Consider the following 16,614-nt stretch of genomic DNA (forward strand, 5'->3'; position numbering starts at 1 on the left):
TTTCGGGACACGCCGTGAACCCATCCATGGGGGCTCGTAGGCGACATCCATGTCGCCTACGGTCCCGAAAGGGCCCCACCCCCGCAGGCCCGACAAATCCCGCAACCGGACAACAAGAGCGAAGGCGCATCCCACGCACGCCCACACCGCCCCCCGCCCGCGCCCGCTCCCTGTAGGAGCGGCTTCAGCCGCGACCGGAAAAATTAAAGAGAGGGGAGATTTGAAGAGATGAGAGAGGATCAGTCGAGGGCTTTGGCTTTGGCCTTTGCCTTTGCTCTTCCCCACCCACCCTCCCGCGCACCCCAAACGAAGCGTGAAAGACAAAGCGCCTAGCGCCGGTCTGCCGGGTATGAGCGTCAGCGGGCCATGGATGGCCCGCGGCGGCGAATCGGACATGGATGTCTGCTGAGCCGTGACGCTCATACCCGGCAGACCGGTGCCCACACCGCAAGTCAGCGCACCCCACCGCCCGAACACGCAGCAGCAGCGCGCAAAAAAACTACTCCTCTCCCTTCGCCACCAACGTAGTCAACGCCAGATCACCCGTCACGTTGAGCGCCGTCCGGCACATATCCAGGAAGTGGTTCACGCCCAGGATCAACCCGATCCCCACCGGATTTACCCCCACCATCGCGCAGATCAACGCCACCACCGGCAGCGAGCCCGAGGGCACCCCCGCCGTGCCGATGCCGCCCAGGATGCACACCAGCATCACCATGAACTGCTGGCCCAGGCTCAGGTCCACGCCGAAGAACTGCGCCAGGAAGATCACCGTCACGCCTTCGAAGAGCGCCGTGCCGTTCTGGTTGGCCGTGGCGCCCACCGTCAGCACGAAACGCGAAACGCGCTGCGGCAGGCCCATGCTGTCGGCCACGCGCAGCGCGGTCGGCAAGGTGGCGTTGCTGGACGCGGTCGAGAAGGCCATCAGCGTGGCCGGCTGCGTTTCGCGGAAGAACTGCAGCGGCGAGCGCCCGGCGAACTTCACCGCCAGGCCATAGGTCACCACCATGTGCAGCGCCAGCGCGAGGACCACCACGCCCACGTACGCGCCCAGCTTCACCAGCAGGTCCAGGCCGAACAGCGCGGCCAGGTTGAACATGAAACAGGCCACGGCATACGGCGCCAGGCGGATCACCAGGCCGATCAGCGTCATCGAGATCTCGAAGATGCCCTCGATGCCCTTGCGCAACGTGGCCACCTTCTCGTCCTCGGTCAACACCATGCCCACGCCGAACATCACCGCGAAGAACATCAGCGAGAGGATCGCGCCATTGCTGGACGCGGCCGCGATGACGTTGCTCGGCACGATCGACATCAGCATGTCCATGCCCTGCGGCTGCCCCGAGGCGCCGGCGACGATCTCCTTGCTGCGTTCGGCGTTGGCCTGCAGCAGCTGCGCGGCCAGCTGCGGGTCCACGCCCGCGCCCGGCTTGAGCAGGTTGACCAGCACCAGGCCCAGCAGCACCGCGATGCCCGACAGGATCACCGTGTAGGCCAGCGTGCGCCAGCCGATGCGGCCCAGCGCGCGGATGTCGCCCATGTCCGCCACGCCCATCACCAGCGCCGAGAACAGCAGCGGGACGATCAGCATGAAGATCAGGTTGAGGAACAGCTGCGAGAACGGCGTGGTGACGTAGCGGGTGAAACCCTGCACCCAGGACGCCTCGGCACCGCCGATGAAGTGGACCGCCAGCCCCAGCAACAGGCCGGCGGCAAAGCCAATCCCCATCTTCCAGTGCAGCGGCATGCCGGGACGGCGGGAGGGTTCGGACCGGTTCGGGGTCGTCGGCATCGGCGGCTCCTGTCTTTTGCGCAGCGAAACCGCGACTTTAACAGGCCCCCTCCCCGCGCCGTCCGCTGCGAAACTGCATCGATGCCGGCGCGCCGGCGCCGATCAGCGCCCCGGCGGGCCGCTGTCCGGGTACAGCGGCGGCAACTCGGGCGGTGTGCGGGCAGTGGCGTGGCGCCACTGCGGGCCCTGCCGGAAAGCCTCGCGCAGGCGTTGCCGCGCCTGCACCACGTCGCCCTCGCCGGCCCAGCGCGCGCGTTGCATCGCGGCGATGGCCTCGCGCTGCGGCGCGGAAGCCAGCCGCGCGACGACCTCGTCCAGTTCGCGCACGCCCGCCATCGCGCACAGGCATTGCGCAACCTCGTCCAGGCCGCCCTGGTCCAGTGCACGCCGCAGGTCGGCCACGCTGGGACGATGCACCGGTGTTCCGGCCTCGCCGCTCGGCAACGGGCCGGGGGCTCTGTATGCGCCACGCGGGCGCCGCCGCCACAACCACGCCGTCACCGCCAACGTGGCCAGCCACAGCACCGCCAACACGCCCGCGACGATGCGCCAAGGGCCCGGCGCACGGGCCACGGCCTGTTCCTGCGCGCCGGGCGCGGTCGGGGCGACCGCCGCGCCGGGCGCCGGTGCCGCCGGCGCGGCGAACGCGCCACTGCCGGCAGCCACCTCCAGGCGCAAGTCCGGCAAGGTGGCGCTGCGCGGGGCACCGGCACGCACATCCCACCAGTCCACGCGCGGGCCGGCCACCTGCAACGTGCCGGCCTGGTTGGGCACGAGGGAAAAGCGCCGCGTCATCTTCAGCTGCGGCGAACCGTCGACGAAGCGTTCGTCGTACTGCGGCGGCTCGGGGAACACCTGCGCGCCGCTCACCGGCGGCAGCAGCAGATCGGGGAACTGCGCGCGAGTGGCGCCGCTGGCGGTGGCCTCGACCACCACCTGCACGGCTTCGCCGGCCACCGCGCGCTGCGGCGTGGCGACATAGCGCAACTGCAGGTCGCGCAACGGCAGCCAGGGTTGCGGTGCCTGGTCCGGTTGCGGGCGCACCTGCAGCGTGGTGGCCGCACTGCGGGCGCTCAACTCGCCATTGCCGCGGCCGAAGTAATCATCGAAGAAGCCGCCGACGGCGCGGCCGCTGAAGCGCGCGCCCGGTAGCACCAGCGTGCCGCTGCGTTCGGGCACGAGCAGGTAGCGGCGCTCGGCGACGTTGTAAGGCCGGCCGTTGACGTTCTGCACCGAGTTGCCATCGTCGCCGACCTGTTGCAGCGACGCGCCCGCCGGCGCATCCAGTTCCAGCGCGCCGGCCGCCAGCTGCGTGGCGTAGTACAGGCGCACGACAACGCCCACGCTCTGCTGCACGTAAGGCTGGGTGTCGTCCACGCGCGTTTCCACGAACACCGGCTCGTCGCCGCGCGCGGGCGTGGCGGCCGCCGTGGCCGCGCCCTCGGTCACGGTCAGGCGGATCGGCGCGGTGCGCTCGCTGCCCACCTGCAGCGCGGGCACCGTCAGCACGCCGGTTGCACGGGGCGTGAGCACGACGGCGAACCGGTTGCGGGTGGACATCGTGCCGTTGACCGCCTGCAGCTGCCGGCTGCTGCGCTGCGCGCTGAGGCCGAAATCGGCGCGCAGCGGCGTGTAGTCCGGGCCGGCGGTGAGCTGGTCGGTCTCGATGTTCAAGGTCACCGGCATGCCGACGTCCACCTGGTCGCGATCGAGCCAGGCGCGCGTGGCCGCGTGCAGGGGCGCGGCCAGCGTGGCCAGCAGCAGCACTATCAACAGCGCGGCGGAGGAGAAGGAACGTGCACTCATGGTTGCTCTCTTTGCCTGCGTTCCTGCTCCAGGCGGAACTTGGTGCGCAGCAGGCTGCCGGGATCATCGGGCACGCGGCGCATCCAGGCTTCCAGGGCCTGCCGCTGCTCGCGCTGCTGCGGGGTTTCTTCGCCGCGCACGGCCTGGGCCTGCTGCGGGGCCTGCGCCTGTTGCTGGGCCATCGCCTGGCGCATGCGCTCGCGTTGCGCGGCGTCGGCCTGCTGCTGGGCCTGGCGGTCGGCCTGCTGCGGCGTTGCCTGATCGCCGTCTTGCTGGCGGGGCGACGGTGGCGGCTTGTCCTGTGCGGCCTGCGCGGGCTGCGCGGGCTGCTTCGGGCCCGCGTTGTTCCGGGCGTCCTGCGGCGAGGACGGCGACTGCCCCGGCTGCTGCTGCCCCGGCTTGGGCTGGCCGGCGTTGTTCTGGTTCGGCGCGCCTTGCTGGCCCTGCCCCTGCGCGCCATCGTCGTTGTGGCCGCCGTTGCGCTTGCGCGCGGCATCGACCGCGGCGCGATTGGCGACGGCGTCGGCCATGCGCGGGTGCTTGGCCAGCGCCTTGTCGTAGGCGGCGATGGCGTCGTCGTAGCGGCCCTGCCGCGCCAGCGCGTTGCCCAGGTTATACCAGCCCTGGTCACTGTCGATGCCCTCGAAGCGACGCTGCGCGGCGGCGAAATCGCCGCGCCGGTAGGCGTCCACGCCGGCCTGCAGCTGCTGTTGTTCCACCTGGTCGGCGCGCCGCCACGGCGTGCCTTCCGCGGCATGCGCCGGCGGCGCCAGCGCGGGCGTCACGCACAGTGCGAGCAGCAGCAGCGCGCCCCGCCGGCGGAAGGCGGGCAACAGCAGCAGCATCACCGCCGGTAGCAACCAGTAGCCTTCATCGCGCCATTGCTGGCCCTGGGCGTCCTCGCCGGCGGCCTCGTCGGTGCGGGTCGGGTCGAGCACGCCCAGCGCACGCAGGTCGTCGTCGCCGCGCTGCAAACGCGCGTAGGCGCCGCCACCGCTGGCCGCCAGCCGCTGCAGCGTGTCTTCTTCCAGGCGGGCCTGCAGGATGCGCCCGTCGTCCTCGCGATAGGCGGCGCCCTGCGGCGTGCCCAGCCCCAGCGCGGATACGCGGTAGCCCGCCGCGCGCGCCTGCGCGGCCTGGGTCCGCGCGGCGGCGTCGGCGCGGTCGGTCAGCAACAGGATGTCGCCATGGGCGAACTCGGCCTGTTGCAGCAGCTTCACGGCGGCGGCGATGGCGCGGTCGCCACGCTGCCCGCCCACGGGCATGACCGACGGATCGAGTGCATCGAGGAACAGCGCCACGTTGCCGGCGTCGTCGGTCAATGGGGCCACGGTGAAGCTGTCGCCGGCATAGGCGAGCAGCGCCACTTCGCCGCCACGGCGCTCGCGCAGCAGCTCGGCCAGCTTGGCGCGCGCCTGGAGCAGGCGCGAGGGCGGCAGGTCGGCGGCCTGGATGCGCGTGGACAGGTCCAGCGCGATCACCAACGGGGAATGCGTGCGGAACATCGGCTGCGCCTCCTGCCGCCAGCTCGGCCCCGCGAGCGCGAGCACGCCCAGCACGCAGGCGAGCAGGCCGGCGGTGAAGCCGATCCACAAGGTGCGGCCGCCGGCGACCAGCAAGGCCGGCAGCAGGTGGGCATCCACGTTCGCGCGCCACGCATCGGCGCGGCGCAGCCGCAGGCGCCACAGCACCGCCAGCAGCGGCACGAGCAGCAGCGCCCACAGCACCTGCGGACGCAGGAAATGGAAGGCCTGCACCATGGCGGGCAGATCGTTCATCGCGCCCTCCACGGCCAGGCGAAATGCAGCGCCATCAGCAACAGCGCCAGCGCCAGCGGCCCCGGATAACGTTCGATGCGCGGACGCACGGCGATACCGGCGGCCGCCACCGGCTCCAGCCGGTCGAGTTCGGCGTAGATGCCGGCCAGTTCGGCCGCATCGCGCGCGCGGAAGAAGCGCCCGCCGGTCTTGCTGGCAATCTGCCGCAACGCGGTTTCGTCGATCTCATCGCCGCCGCCCGGCAGCGGAATGCCGAACAGCGAATAGCCGCCCGCCCCGCCGAAGGCGATGGTGTGCACGCGCACGCCGGTGGCGGCGGCGAGGTCGGCGGCCTTCTCGGGGGTGATGCTGCCGGCGTTGCTTTCGCCATCGGTGAGCAGGATCACCACGCGCTGGCCGAGCGGTTGTTCGCGCAGCCGCTTGACCGACAGCGCCAGCGCATCGCCGATCGCGGTCTGGCGGCCGGCCAGGCCCACCACCGCATCGCGCAACTGGTCGCGCACGGTGGCGAGGTCGGCGGTGAGCGGCGTCAGCGCGTAGGCGCGCTCGGCGAACACCAGCAGGCCGACGCGGTCGCCCTGGCGGCGGTCGAGGAAGTCGGCCAGCACGGCCTTGGCGGCGGTGAGGCGATCGACCACCTGCCCGCCGATCTGCATGTCCGGTTCGGTCATGCTCGCCGACAGATCCACCGCGAGCATCATCTGCCGCGCCTGGTGCGGCGGGGTGACCGGCGCGCCGAGTTCCTGCGGCCGCGTCAGCGCGGCGCACAGGCAGATCCACGCCAGCCAGAGCAGCCACGGCGTGCGGCGCCACACGGGGCGATGCGCGCCCTCGCGGGCAATCCCGCGCAGGGCATCGCCATACGGCACGCGCAAGGCCGACGCGCGGCTGGCGAGCGCCGGCAGCAGCGCCACCAGCAAGGGCAGTGGCAGCAGCCACCACGCCCACGGCCAGGCGGATTCGGCGAACGCCTGCAGCCAGGCGGCGGTATCGAGCGCGCTCATCGGCGGCCCGCCATCAGCTGCAGGAAGCGCCGCCGCGCGAGCGGCAGCAGCGCGGCGAACTCGGCGTCTTCGATGCGCGGCCGGAAACCGCCATCGAGCAGCAGCCGGCCGGGGCCTTGCGAGAAATCCTGGCGCTTGCGCCCGTCGAGCCAGCGCAGCCAGGCTTCGCCTTGCAGGGTGTCGGCCGCCGGATCGAGGCGGCGCGCCGCGCGGCGCAGCAGCACCGACATGGCGGCCACGCGCGCGGCGCTGCTCTGGCCGGCGGTGTCGGTGTCGAACAGGCGTGCCCAGCGGCGGCGACGCGCCCGGCGGCGATACAGCAGCGCGGCGATGACCGCCAGCACGGCCAGCACGCCCAGGCCGACCCACCACCAACCGGCGGCCGGCGGCCACCAGCTTGGCGGCGGCGGCAGGTGGACGTCGCGCAGCGGGAGCTCGGCGGGCGACATCAACGCCTCCCCATCCCGGCGCCGAGCCAGGCATCGCTGCTGTCGTCGGTGCGCAGCACGCGCACGGCGACGCGGCGCGCGGGCAATTCGTCCTGCAGCTTCTGCAAGGGCGCGACGAATTCGTGCTGCCATCCTTCGCGCGCGCTGCGCCCGGCCAGGTCCAGCTCGATGCGACGTTCGCCGCTCAGGAACGGCAACTGCGCGGACGGCGGCGACAGCTCCAGCGGATCGACCAGGAGCACGAGCACGACCTCGTGGTGAAGCGCGAGCGCCGACCAGCGCGCCAGCGGCAGGGCGGCGGCGCTGTGCGGATCGGCGAACACGCTCAGGCGCGCGCCGGGCCGCAGCAGGCGGCCAGCGTGGTCGAGCGCAAGCGCCAGCCCGGCGTCGTCGGCCGGCGGCTGCGCGTACCAGCGGGTCAGCGCATCGAGCACGCGCAGTACGCCACGGGCGCCACCGGCCGGTGCGACGGGGGCTTCGCGCAGGCTGCCGCGCAGCGCGGCCACGCGATCGCCCTGGCGCTGCGCCTGCCACGCCGCCACCGCCGCCGCGCGGGCGGCCTGCACGGACTTGAAGCGCACGCGGGTGCCGAAATACAGCGTCGGCGCGGTATCGGCCACGATCAAGCTCAGGCGCTCGCGCTCGGCCTGGAACAGCTTGGTATGGGCACGGCCACTGCGCGCGGTGAGGCGCCAGTCGATATGGCGGGCATCGTCACCGACCACGTATTCGCGCGATTCGGCGTACTCCATGCCGCGCCCGCGCAACGCGGACGGCGACGGACCGGTGATGCCCAGGCGGCCGCGGCCCGGCGGCGCGCGGTGGCGGCTGGTGCCACGCAGGGCAATCAGTTCGGCCAGCGTGGGCCGCAGGCCGTCGCCCTGGATAGCCGGCGCGGGAGCGGGAGAAGCAGTCAAGCGCGACCCTCAGCAGCGCGCGGCCGGCATCGCGGTGTCCCGCATGCGCGCGCTCACGGCAGCGGCACCTTGTCCAGCAACGCATGCACCAGGCGCTCGCCGTCCCAGCCTTCGGCGGTGGCCTCGTAGCTGGGCAGGATGCGATGGCGCAGCACGTCCGGCGCCACGGCGCGCACGTCGTCGGGGGTGACGTAGTCGCGGCCGGCCAGCCACGCGCGCGCCCGCGCGCAGCGTTCCAGCGCGATCGACCCACGCGGGCTGGCGCCCCAGGCGATGCGCTGGGCGAGCGCGGGGTCGTAGCGGCGGGCATCGCGCGAGGCGAGTACCAGCTCGATCAGATAGCGCTCCAGTGTGGGAGCGACGTGCAGGTCGAGCACGGCGCGGCGGGCGGCCATCACCGTCTCCACCGACAAGCGCTCGGGCACCGCATCCGGGGTGGCCAGCGCGTCGCGCGCGGATTCGCGCGCCAGGCGCAGGATCTCCGCTTCGGCCTCGGCCTGCGGATACCCGATGCGCACATGCATCAGGAAGCGGTCCAGCTGGGCCTCGGGCAACGGGAAGGTGCCTTCCTGTTCGATCGGGTTCTGCGTGGCCATCACCAGGAACAGCGAGGGCAATGCATAGGTGTGGCGCCCGACCGTGACCTGGCGCTCGCCCATCGCTTCCAGCAGGGCCGACTGCACCTTGGCCGGGGCGCGATTGATCTCGTCGGCCAGCAGGATGGGATGGAAGATGGGACCGGGCACGAACTCGAAGCGGCCTTCCTGCGGGCGCCAGATTTCGGTGCCGGTGAGATCGGCCGGCAGCAGGTCGGGGGTGAACTGGACGCGGGCGAAATCCGTCTCCAGCCGCGCGGCCAGGGCGCGGATGGCCGTGGTCTTGGCCAGGCCCGGCGCGCCCTCGACCAGCAGGTGGCCATCGGCCAGCAGCGCGATCAGCAGGCGCTCGACCAGGTGCGCCTGGCCGACGATACGCGCGGACAAGGCATCACGCAGGCCGATGAAGGCGCCATGCAGGGTGGAAGTGTCGGCGGTGTCGCCGGGGGTCTCGTGCGGCAGGGGCGGTGCGTTCATAGGTCGAGTTTGACCTATCGGGCGTCGATTGGTTCATCGCCCGCCCCCTTCGCTGGCCCGCGCGGGCGGGCACGGTCATCCGCCGGCCAGGCTGCAGGGCGCTTCACGCATGAAGAAAGGCCGCCCTGAGGCGGCCTTTCGCTATCCATCACGACATGAGGCGAGTGCGATCAGGACGCCTTGGCCACGCGCAGCACCTTCGGGGTGACGAAGATCAGCAGCTCGGCCTTGTCCTTGCTGCGGCCCCGCTTCTTGAACAGGTTGCCCAGGAAGGGGATGTCGCCCAGGAACGGGACCTTGCTGACGCTGGAGCGGTCGGTGAATTCGTACACGCCACCGATCACCACCGTCTGGCCATCGTCCACCAGCACCGCGGTGTTGATCTCGCGGCGGTTGATGCTCGGCACGGTGCCGTAGCCTTCCAGTTCGATCAGCTGGTCCACCTCGTCCTTCTTCACGTTCATGTTGAGGAAGACGCGGTTGTCGTTGGTGATGGTCGGGGTGACCTTCAGCTCGAGCAGCACTTCCTTGAACTGGACGTTCGGCGTGGCGGCGGTACCGGAGGTGCCACCGGTGATGGTCACGTAGCCGATTTCCTTACCCTGCTTGATCACGCCTTCGCGCTGGTTGGCGGTGACGATGCGCGGATTGGAGATCACCTCGCCACGGCCTTCTTCCTGCAGGGCCGACAGCTCCAGGTCCAGGTTGAAGTTGGCGCCCAGCAGCGTGTAGGCGATGGTCGACGGCGTGCCGTTGGTGAAGGAGCCCGCCGGCAGGTTCACGTTCAAGCCACGGTTCGCGCTGGTGTTGGCGCCACCGGTGGTGGTGTTGCCGATGGTGGCGGTGTTGCCGCCGTACTGGCGCGTGCCGCCGATGCCGAACTTCGCACCCAGGTCGCGGGCGAAGGTGTCGGTGGCGATGACGATGCGGCCTTCGATCAGCACCTGGTCGACCGGGCGGTCGATGTGGTCGATCAGCTCGCGCATCTGCGACACCTTCTTGGGGATGTCGCTGATCATCAACGTGTTGGTGCGCTCGTCGGCGACGACGCGGCCGCGCGGCGAGAGGAAGCCGTTCTCCTGGTTCTGGCCCTGGCCGCCGCCGTTGCTGCCGCCGATGCCCTTGGCCTCGGTCAGCGCCTTGAAGATCGCGGTCGCCGAGTGGTAGTTGATCTGGATGTAGTCCGTGATCAGGTCTTCGCGGTTCTCGATGGCGATGCGCGCGTCTTCCTTGTCCTGCTCGAACTTGGCCAGCTCGGCCTGCGGGGCCACCCAGATCACGCCGCCGTCGCGGCGCTTGTCCAGGCCCTTGGCGCGCAGGACGATGTCCAGCGCCTGGTCCCACGGCACGTTGACCAGGCGCAGGGTGACGTTGCCCTGCACGGTGTCGGAGGCGACCACGTTGAGGTTGGACTCCTCGGCGATCAGCTGCAGCACCGTGCGCACCGGCACGTCCTGGAAGTTGAAGGTGACCGGGCGGCCGCTGTAGCCACGCTTGGCGACCGCGGCGGCAGCCTGGGTCACGCTGGCGGCGGTCGGGGCGCCCATGGCGGCGGTGCCCTTGCGCGGGCTGATCTCCACCACGTACTCGTTGCCGGTCTGGTAGGCCAGCGACTCGAACGCACCGGTGGTGCTCAGCACCAGCTGCGCGCCGCCGCCGGACGGCTTGGCGTCGATGCGCTGCACCGGGGTGGCGAAATCGACGACGTTGAGCGGGCGCTGCAGCTCGGCCGGCAGGCTGGCGTTGCCGACATCCACCAGCACCGTGTTGCCCTGCGTGCGCAGGTCCGGGCTGGCGCCCTGGCCGCTGAACTGCAGGATCAGCCGACCCGCGCCGTCTTCGCCGCGCTTGAAGTCGATCTTGGAGACCGCCACCGTCGCCGGCACGGTCTTGGCCGGGTCATGGGCGTTGAGGTCCGCGGCGCCCAACGGAGCCGCGAAGGAAGAGCCGCTAGCCAGTGCGAGCGCGAACCCCATCGCGCACGCCCGGATCGCTTGGCGCCGGATGGGACGCAGGCTCAGGGCTTTGGAAAAAGTCATCGTGCTATCCCCTAATCAATCATTGATCGTCAAGTGCGATGGAGGCCGGACGTTCCAGCCAACCACCGGCACCATCCGGCACCAGTTCAATCAAATCGATGCGATCCTCGGACACTCCCGTTACCCGACCATCGCTCTGTCCCAGGTACACGCCCGGGCGCACCCGGTACGTCACCTTGTCCGGCGCCATCACCAGCGCGACCAGGCCGGGGCCCTTGCCGATGCTCCCGAGCATGTCGAGGCTGTCGAGCGGGAAGGCTTCCAGCGGTTCCTTGCGGCGGTTCGGGTCCGGACGCAGGCCATTGCCGCCTTCCGGGTTGGTCCAAGCATCGGAGAACGGATCGCGCATGCCCTGCGCGGCGTACTCGAACGTCTCGAACTGCTGCATCACCGGCAGGGGCTCGAGCGGCGGGGCCGGCCGGGCGCGCACTTCGGCGACAAAGCTCTTCAGGTTGGGTGCGTCGCCGGGCGTGCTGGTGATGCCGCGGCCGCAGCCGGCCAGCAGCACCACCCAGGCCAGGCACGACAGACGCTTGCAGGTCGTCATGTTCATTCTTTGGCCTCGCCCGTCTTCTTGCCCTTCTTGTTCTTCTTGTCCTTCTTGGCGGCCTCGGCGGCGGCCTTCTCCTGCGCGGCCATTTCCTCGTCGTCGAGGTAACGGTAGGTCTTCACCGTACCGGCCAGCTCCAGGGCGCCGCGCTGCGTGATGCCGGTCTTCGGATCCTTGGGCTTGAGGTTGATGTCGTGCATGGTGAGGATCACCACGCGCGGCAACGACGCCACGCCACTGACGAAGGCACCGAACTGGTGGTAGCTGCCCACCATGCGCAGGGCGATCGGCTTTTCGGCGTAGAACTCGCGCGGCGTCTCGGCGCCCGGCTGGAACAGCTCGTTGTTCAGGCCGCTGGACAGCGCGGTCTGCGAGATGTCGATGATCAGGTCGGGCATTTCGGTCTTGCTGGGCAGCTGGCGCAGCATCTGCTGCAGCACCTGCTCCATCTGCGCGAGCTGCTGCTTGAGCGGCTCCAGGTTGACCGCGCGGCCCTGCTCCTTCTCGAACTCCTGGCGCAGACTGACTTCCTTCGCCTCCAAGCGCTGCAGTTCCTCGCGCTTGCCGCTGATCAGGGCGAAATACGCCACCAGCAGGATGACCAGCGCCAGGATCACGCAGAACACCACCTTGGCCTGCTGCGGCCAGGCGCCCATGTTGCGGAAATCAAGGTCGTTGATGCTGAATTTCTTGCTCATGACGCCGCTCCCGCCTGCGGTTTGGCCGCCGGCGCCGTGGCCGGCGCCGTGTTGTTGGCCGGCTTGTCGGCCGCACCCTTCGCATCGGCGGGAGCCGCCGGCGTGGAGGCTGCCTGGTCGGCCGCCGCGCTACCCGGGCCTTGCTCGGCCGGGGTGCCGGTGCCGTCCTTGTTCGGCTCGTTGGGATTGGCCAGCTTGACCTTCAGCGTGAACACGTACGGCAGCGCCTTGCTGTCGACGTTCGGCACGACCTTCTGGTTCTTCTCCTGCGCCTTGGCCTCGATGATCGACAGGTCCGGGCTGGTCATCCAGCCGGAGCCTTCCAGGTTGCGCATGTAGGTACTGACGCGCGCGTTGGACTGCGAGCGGCCTTCCAGCGTGAGCACCTCGCCTTCCTGCTTGAGCGAGGTCAGCACCACGCCGTCGGGGATGGTGCGCACCAGCGAATCGAACAGGTGCACCATCTGCGAGCGGTTGGCCTGCAGCTCCTCGATCACGCGCTTGCGCGCGAGCAGGCGCTCCTTCTTCTTGTCCAGCTCCTCGATCTCGCGGTTCTGCGCCTTGACCTTGTCGATCTCGGCGGTGAGGAACTTGTTGCGCTCCTCCTGGCCGCTGACCTGGCGGTCGAAGTAGAACCAGATCAGCAGCGAGAGCAGCACGCCGGCCACGGCGGCGAAGCCGAGCATGCCGTAGAACTCGCGCTCGCGCTGCTTGCGGCGCTCGGCGCGCCAGGGCAATAGGTTGATTCTGGCCATCAGTCGAAGCTCCTCAGGGCCAGGCCGGTGGCGATCATCAGCGCGGGGGCGTCTTGCTGCAGCGCCTGCGCCTGCACCTTGGGTCCGAGGGTCATCTGCGAGAGCGGGTTGGCGACCACGGTGGTCACGCCCAGCTGCTCTTCGACCATTTCCGGCAGCCCGGCCAGCGCCGCGCAGCCACCGGCCAGGACGACGCAGTCGACCCGGTTGAATTCACTGCCCGCGTAGAAGAACTGCAGCAGGCGGCTGATCTGCTGGACGGTCGCTTCCTTGAAGGGTTCCAGCACCTCGACCTCGTAGCTCTCCGGCAGCCCGCCCTGGCGCTTGGCCATGCCGGCTTCCTCGTAGGTCAGGCCGTAGCGGCGCATGACCTCGTCGGTGAGCTGCTTGCCGCCGAACACCTGCTCGCGGCTGTAGAGGCTGCGGCCACCGCGGATCACGTTGAGCGTGGTCATGGTGGCGCCGATGTCGACCAGGGCGACCAGGCCGTCGTGCGGGATCGGCAGCTCGCTGGCCAGCAGGGCGAACGCGTTCTCGACCGCGAAGGCCTCCACGTCCATCACCTTGGCGGTCAGGCCGCCGAGCTCCAGCGCCGACTGGCGCAGCTCGACGTTCTCCGAGCGCGAGGCGGCCAGCAGCACCTGGACCATTTCCGGGTTGTTCGGAATCGGCCCGAGCACCTCGAAATCGAGGTTCACTTCCTCGATCGGGTACGGAATGTAGTTGGTGGCCTCCAGTTCGACCTGGGCCTCCATGTCGTTCTCGTCCAGCTCGGCCGGCATCGGGATCAGCTTGGTGATCACCGCCGAACCGGCCACGGCGGCCGCGGCGTTCTTGGCCTTGCTGCCGGAGCGGTTCATGGCGCGGCGAATGGCTTCGCCCACCGCCTCGACCTCGACGATGTTCTTCTCCACCACCGCATTGGGCGGAAGAGGCTCGACCGCGTAGTGCTCCACGCGGAAACGGTTGCCGCTACGGGAAAGCTGCAAAAGCTTTACCGCAGTCGAACTGATGTCGACGCCAATGAGCGGCGACTGACTCTTGGGAATAAGCCCCACGGAAACTCCCCTGCCGACGGGCACTTGGACGCGCTTTGTGCGCCCGCGCATTAATAATTAGTTTTTTGCAATTGGCAACCACCCCGCGCGAAAGCCGAGAAGCCCGTCACGCCTGCCCCGTGCCTACCCCATGCCTGCCCGGCGAGGGGGTTCCCCAATTGCGTTCCCCGAGTCCGGCCCCAGCCAGACCCGCGTAATCTATACTCTGCGGCCAAGAAATCTGCAATCGGAATCTGCTTGATGCCCCGTTTCCGTCGTTGGCTCGGCTGGGTCCTGGCCGCGTTTGTCGTGCTCGCCCTGCTTGGCCTGGTGGCCGCCGGCGGGGTGTACTACACCCTGTCCTCGCGCCTGCCGGACGTGCAGTCCCTGCGCCAGGTGGAGATGCAGGAGCCCATGTACGTCTATGCCAGCGACGGCCGGCTGATGGCGGTCTACGGGCAGGCGCGGCGCTACCCGATCCAGATGAAGGACGTGCCGGAAAGGCTCAAGCAGGCCTTCCTCGCCACCGAGGACGCCCGCTTCTACGAGCACGGCGGCGTGGACTACAAGGGCATCGCGCGCGCGGTGTGGCTGCTGGCCACCACCGACGACAAGCGCGTGCCGGGCGGCTCGACCATCACCCAGCAGGTGGCCCGCCAGTTCTTCCTCAGCTCCGAATACAGCTATACCCGCAAGCTCAACGAGATCCTGCTGGCGCGCAAGATCGAGAGCGAGCTGAGCAAGGACGAGATCTTCGAGCTGTACCTCAACAAGAGCTTCTTCGGTAACCGCGCCTATGGCGTGGGCGCCGCGGCCGAGTATTACTACGGCAAGAAGCTCAATGAGCTGAGCCTGGACGAGATGGCCTCGCTGGCCGGCATCCCCAAGTTCCCCTCCAGCGGCAACCCGATCAGCAACCCCGAGCGCGCCCGCGAGCGCCGCGACTACTACGTGCTGCAGCGCATGGCCGAGCTGGGCTTCATCACCCAGGCCGAGGCCGACGCGGCCAAGGCGGTGCCGATGCACGCCAAGCCGCACGAGCCGCCGGTGGAGGTCTACGCGCCCTACGTGGCCGAACTGGTGCGCCAGGAGATGATCGCCCGCTACGGCGGCGAGGTGCTGGACAAGGGCTACCGCGTCACCACCACCATCGACGCCAATCTGCAGCAGGCCGCCGACGTGGCCGTGCGCGATGGCTTGATCCTCTACGACCACCGCCACGGCTGGCACGGCGTGGAGCAGCACATCGACGTGGCCGCCGACGCCGACGCCACCGCGCTGGCGGGGCACCTGGCGGGGATCGTGGCGCAATCGGGCCTGCGCCCGGCCATCGTGGCGGCCACCCTGCCCGACGGCGGGGTCAAGGTGGTCCTGCCCGACCGCAGCGAGCTGAGCCTGCCGGCGGCGGCCACCCGCTGGGCCGGCAAGAGCCCGGCCGCCCTGCTCAAGCGCGGCGACGTGGTGCGCGTGCGCGCCGGCGAGAAGGACGGCGAGTGGATCATCGACCAGATCCCGCGTGGCCAAGCCGCGCTGGTGTCGCTGGATGCCAACAACGGCGCGCTGCGCGCGATGGTCGGCGGCTTCAGCTTCGCCGGCAATAAGTTCAACCGCGCCACCCAGGCGCGCCGCCAGCCCGGTTCGAGCTTCAAGCCGTTCGTCTACGCGGCGGCCTTCGAGAAGGGCTTCAACCCGGCCTCCATCGTGCTCGATGCGCCGGTGGTGTTCCGCGACCGCCGCGGCAAGACGTGGTCGCCGCAGAACGACGGCGGCGGCTTCAAGGGGCCGATGCGCCTGCGCGAGGCGCTGGTGCAGTCGCGCAACCTGGTGTCGGTGCGGCTGCTCGACGCCATCGGCGTGGACTTCGCCCGCCAGTACATCGCCCAGTTCGGCTTCGAGCCGGCCGAGTTGCCGCCCAACCTGTCGATGTCGCTGGGCACCGCCTCGCTGACCCCGCTGTCGGTGGCGCGCGGCTATGCGGTGTTCGCCAACGGCGGCTCGCGCGTGGACCCGTGGATCATCGACGAGGTCCGCGACCGCGACGGCACCGTGCTGTTCAAGGAGAACCCGGCCGTGGCCTGCCGCACCTGCGCCACCAGCGGCGGCAACGCCGCGCCGGTGAGCCAGGTGGTGGACGGCTTCAATTTCGGCGCGAGCGCGCCGCCGCCGCCGCCCAAGCCGGCCGCCAGCGCGGAGAAATCGCCGGCCGAGGTCACGCCCGCCCCCACCGCCAGCGACGCCAAGATCGCCCCGCGCGCGATCGACGAACGCACGGCCTACCAGCTGGTCTCGATGATGCGCGACGTGGTCCAGCGCGGCACCGGCACGGCGGCCAAGGTACTCGGCCGCGAGGACGTGGGCGGCAAGACCGGCTCGACCAACGACCACCGCGACGCCTGGTTCTCCGGCTTCGGCGGTGCGCTGGTGACCACCGTGTGGGTGGGCCGCGACGACTTCAAATCGCTGGGCTATCGCGAGTACGGCGGCAAGGCGGCGTTGCCGATCTGGATCGACTACATGCGCGTGGCGCTGAAGGACGCGCCGATCACCGCCAACGATCCGCCGGACGGCATGACCCAGGCCACGCTCAACGGCGCGGTGGAGTGGGTGAAGAATGAGGACATGGATCGCCTGCAGGACTACGACTACGGCCTGCAGGACCAGCAGGCGGACGACAAGGCATTCGACATCTTCTGATCGCCCGGCGATGCGCGGACCA

13 protein-coding genes are annotated in these 16,614 nt (G+C 70.0%); 1 reads left to right on the forward strand and 12 read right to left on the reverse strand.

All coding sequences use genetic code 11. From position 1 onward, the window contains the following. Window positions 1-499: 499 nt before the first annotated feature. The 12 genes from P6166_RS15655 to P6166_RS15710 all read right to left on the reverse strand — a co-directional run bounded on the left by P6166_RS15655 (window position 500) and on the right by P6166_RS15710 (window position 13,919). Complete coding sequence (locus P6166_RS15655; RefSeq protein WP_345781880.1) at window positions 500-1,792, reverse strand: dicarboxylate/amino acid:cation symporter; 1,293 nt, start codon at window positions 1,790-1,792, stop codon at window positions 500-502. 102 nt (window positions 1,793-1,894) lie between these two features. Further along, window positions 1,895-3,598, reverse strand: coding sequence for a BatD family protein (locus P6166_RS15660; protein ID WP_277765373.1), 1,704 nt, complete (start codon window positions 3,596-3,598; stop codon window positions 1,895-1,897). Further along, window positions 3,595-5,376 carry a tetratricopeptide repeat protein gene (locus P6166_RS15665; RefSeq protein WP_277765374.1) on the reverse strand — a complete coding sequence of 594 codons (1,782 nt, stop codon included), beginning with the start codon at window positions 5,374-5,376 and terminating at the stop codon, window positions 3,595-3,597. The genes P6166_RS15660 and P6166_RS15665 overlap by 4 nt, the downstream gene beginning before the upstream one ends. After that, window positions 5,373-6,380 (reverse strand): VWA domain-containing protein, encoded by a 1,008-nt coding sequence (locus P6166_RS15670; RefSeq protein WP_277765375.1) that lies wholly within the window; start codon window positions 6,378-6,380, stop codon window positions 5,373-5,375. Before P6166_RS15670 ends, P6166_RS15665 begins: the two co-directional genes overlap by 4 nt. Beyond that, window positions 6,377-6,829, reverse strand: coding sequence for a DUF4381 family protein (locus P6166_RS15675; RefSeq protein WP_277765376.1), 453 nt, complete (start codon window positions 6,827-6,829; stop codon window positions 6,377-6,379). The genes P6166_RS15670 and P6166_RS15675 overlap by 4 nt, the downstream gene beginning before the upstream one ends. Further along, window positions 6,829-7,746, reverse strand: a complete 918-nt coding sequence (locus P6166_RS15680) for a DUF58 domain-containing protein (protein ID WP_277765377.1) — start codon at window positions 7,744-7,746, stop codon at window positions 6,829-6,831. Before P6166_RS15680 ends, P6166_RS15675 begins: the two co-directional genes overlap by 1 nt. Window positions 7,747-7,799: 53 nt before the next feature. After that, window positions 7,800-8,819 carry a MoxR family ATPase gene (locus P6166_RS15685; protein WP_277765378.1) on the reverse strand — a complete coding sequence of 340 codons (1,020 nt, stop codon included), beginning with the start codon at window positions 8,817-8,819 and terminating at the stop codon, window positions 7,800-7,802. Between the two features lie 170 nt (window positions 8,820-8,989). Further along, window positions 8,990-10,858: a type IV pilus secretin PilQ family protein gene (locus tag P6166_RS15690; RefSeq protein WP_277765379.1), complete on the reverse strand. Its 1,869-nt coding sequence runs from the start codon at window positions 10,856-10,858 to the stop codon at window positions 8,990-8,992. A 19-nt stretch (window positions 10,859-10,877) separates the two neighbouring features. Then, complete coding sequence (locus P6166_RS15695) at window positions 10,878-11,411, reverse strand: pilus assembly protein PilP (RefSeq protein WP_277765380.1); 534 nt, start codon at window positions 11,409-11,411, stop codon at window positions 10,878-10,880. Beyond that, entirely contained in the window at window positions 11,408-12,106 is a 699-nt protein-coding gene (pilO, locus tag P6166_RS15700; protein WP_277765381.1) for a type 4a pilus biogenesis protein PilO, read from the reverse strand. Before pilO ends, P6166_RS15695 begins: the two co-directional genes overlap by 4 nt. Next, a complete protein-coding gene (locus P6166_RS15705; RefSeq protein ID WP_277765382.1) occupies window positions 12,103-12,861 on the reverse strand; it encodes a PilN domain-containing protein in 759 nt (252 codons plus the stop codon). The genes pilO and P6166_RS15705 overlap by 4 nt, the downstream gene beginning before the upstream one ends. Beyond that, complete coding sequence (locus P6166_RS15710) at window positions 12,861-13,919, reverse strand: pilus assembly protein PilM (protein WP_345781881.1); 1,059 nt, start codon at window positions 13,917-13,919, stop codon at window positions 12,861-12,863. Before P6166_RS15710 ends, P6166_RS15705 begins: the two co-directional genes overlap by 1 nt. A 240-nt stretch (window positions 13,920-14,159) precedes the next feature. Here P6166_RS15710 and P6166_RS15715 point away from each other — a divergent pair, with 240 nt between their 5' ends. Next, complete coding sequence (locus P6166_RS15715) at window positions 14,160-16,592, forward strand: penicillin-binding protein 1A (protein ID WP_277765384.1); 2,433 nt, start codon at window positions 14,160-14,162, stop codon at window positions 16,590-16,592. The last annotated feature ends 22 nt before the right edge of the window (window positions 16,593-16,614 follow it).

It is taken from the genome of Stenotrophomonas sp. HITSZ_GD (assembly GCF_029543105.1).
Classification (GTDB): Bacteria; Pseudomonadota; Gammaproteobacteria; order Xanthomonadales; family Xanthomonadaceae; genus Stenotrophomonas_A.

Excerpts from the sequence above, each read along its gene's own strand:
- P6166_RS15655 (WP_345781880.1), bottom strand. The coding sequence starts at position 1,792 with ATGCCGACGACCCCGAACCGGTCCGAACCCTCCCGCCGTCCCGGCATG.
- P6166_RS15660 (WP_277765373.1), bottom strand. The coding sequence starts at position 3,598 with ATGAGTGCACGTTCCTTCTCCTCCGCCGCGCTGTTGATAGTGCTGCTG.
- P6166_RS15665 (WP_277765374.1), bottom strand. The coding sequence starts at position 5,376 with ATGAACGATCTGCCCGCCATGGTGCAGGCCTTCCATTTCCTGCGTCCG.
- P6166_RS15670 (WP_277765375.1), bottom strand. The coding sequence starts at position 6,380 with ATGAGCGCGCTCGATACCGCCGCCTGGCTGCAGGCGTTCGCCGAATCC.
- P6166_RS15675 (WP_277765376.1), bottom strand. The coding sequence starts at position 6,829 with ATGTCGCCCGCCGAGCTCCCGCTGCGCGACGTCCACCTGCCGCCGCCG.
- P6166_RS15685 (WP_277765378.1), bottom strand. The coding sequence starts at position 8,819 with ATGAACGCACCGCCCCTGCCGCACGAGACCCCCGGCGACACCGCCGAC.
- P6166_RS15690 (WP_277765379.1), bottom strand. The coding sequence starts at position 10,858 with ATGACTTTTTCCAAAGCCCTGAGCCTGCGTCCCATCCGGCGCCAAGCG.
- P6166_RS15695 (WP_277765380.1), bottom strand. The coding sequence starts at position 11,411 with ATGAACATGACGACCTGCAAGCGTCTGTCGTGCCTGGCCTGGGTGGTG.
- pilO (WP_277765381.1), bottom strand. The coding sequence starts at position 12,106 with ATGAGCAAGAAATTCAGCATCAACGACCTTGATTTCCGCAACATGGGC.
- P6166_RS15705 (WP_277765382.1), bottom strand. The coding sequence starts at position 12,861 with ATGGCCAGAATCAACCTATTGCCCTGGCGCGCCGAGCGCCGCAAGCAG.
- P6166_RS15715 (WP_277765384.1), top strand. The coding sequence starts at position 14,160 with ATGCCCCGTTTCCGTCGTTGGCTCGGCTGGGTCCTGGCCGCGTTTGTC.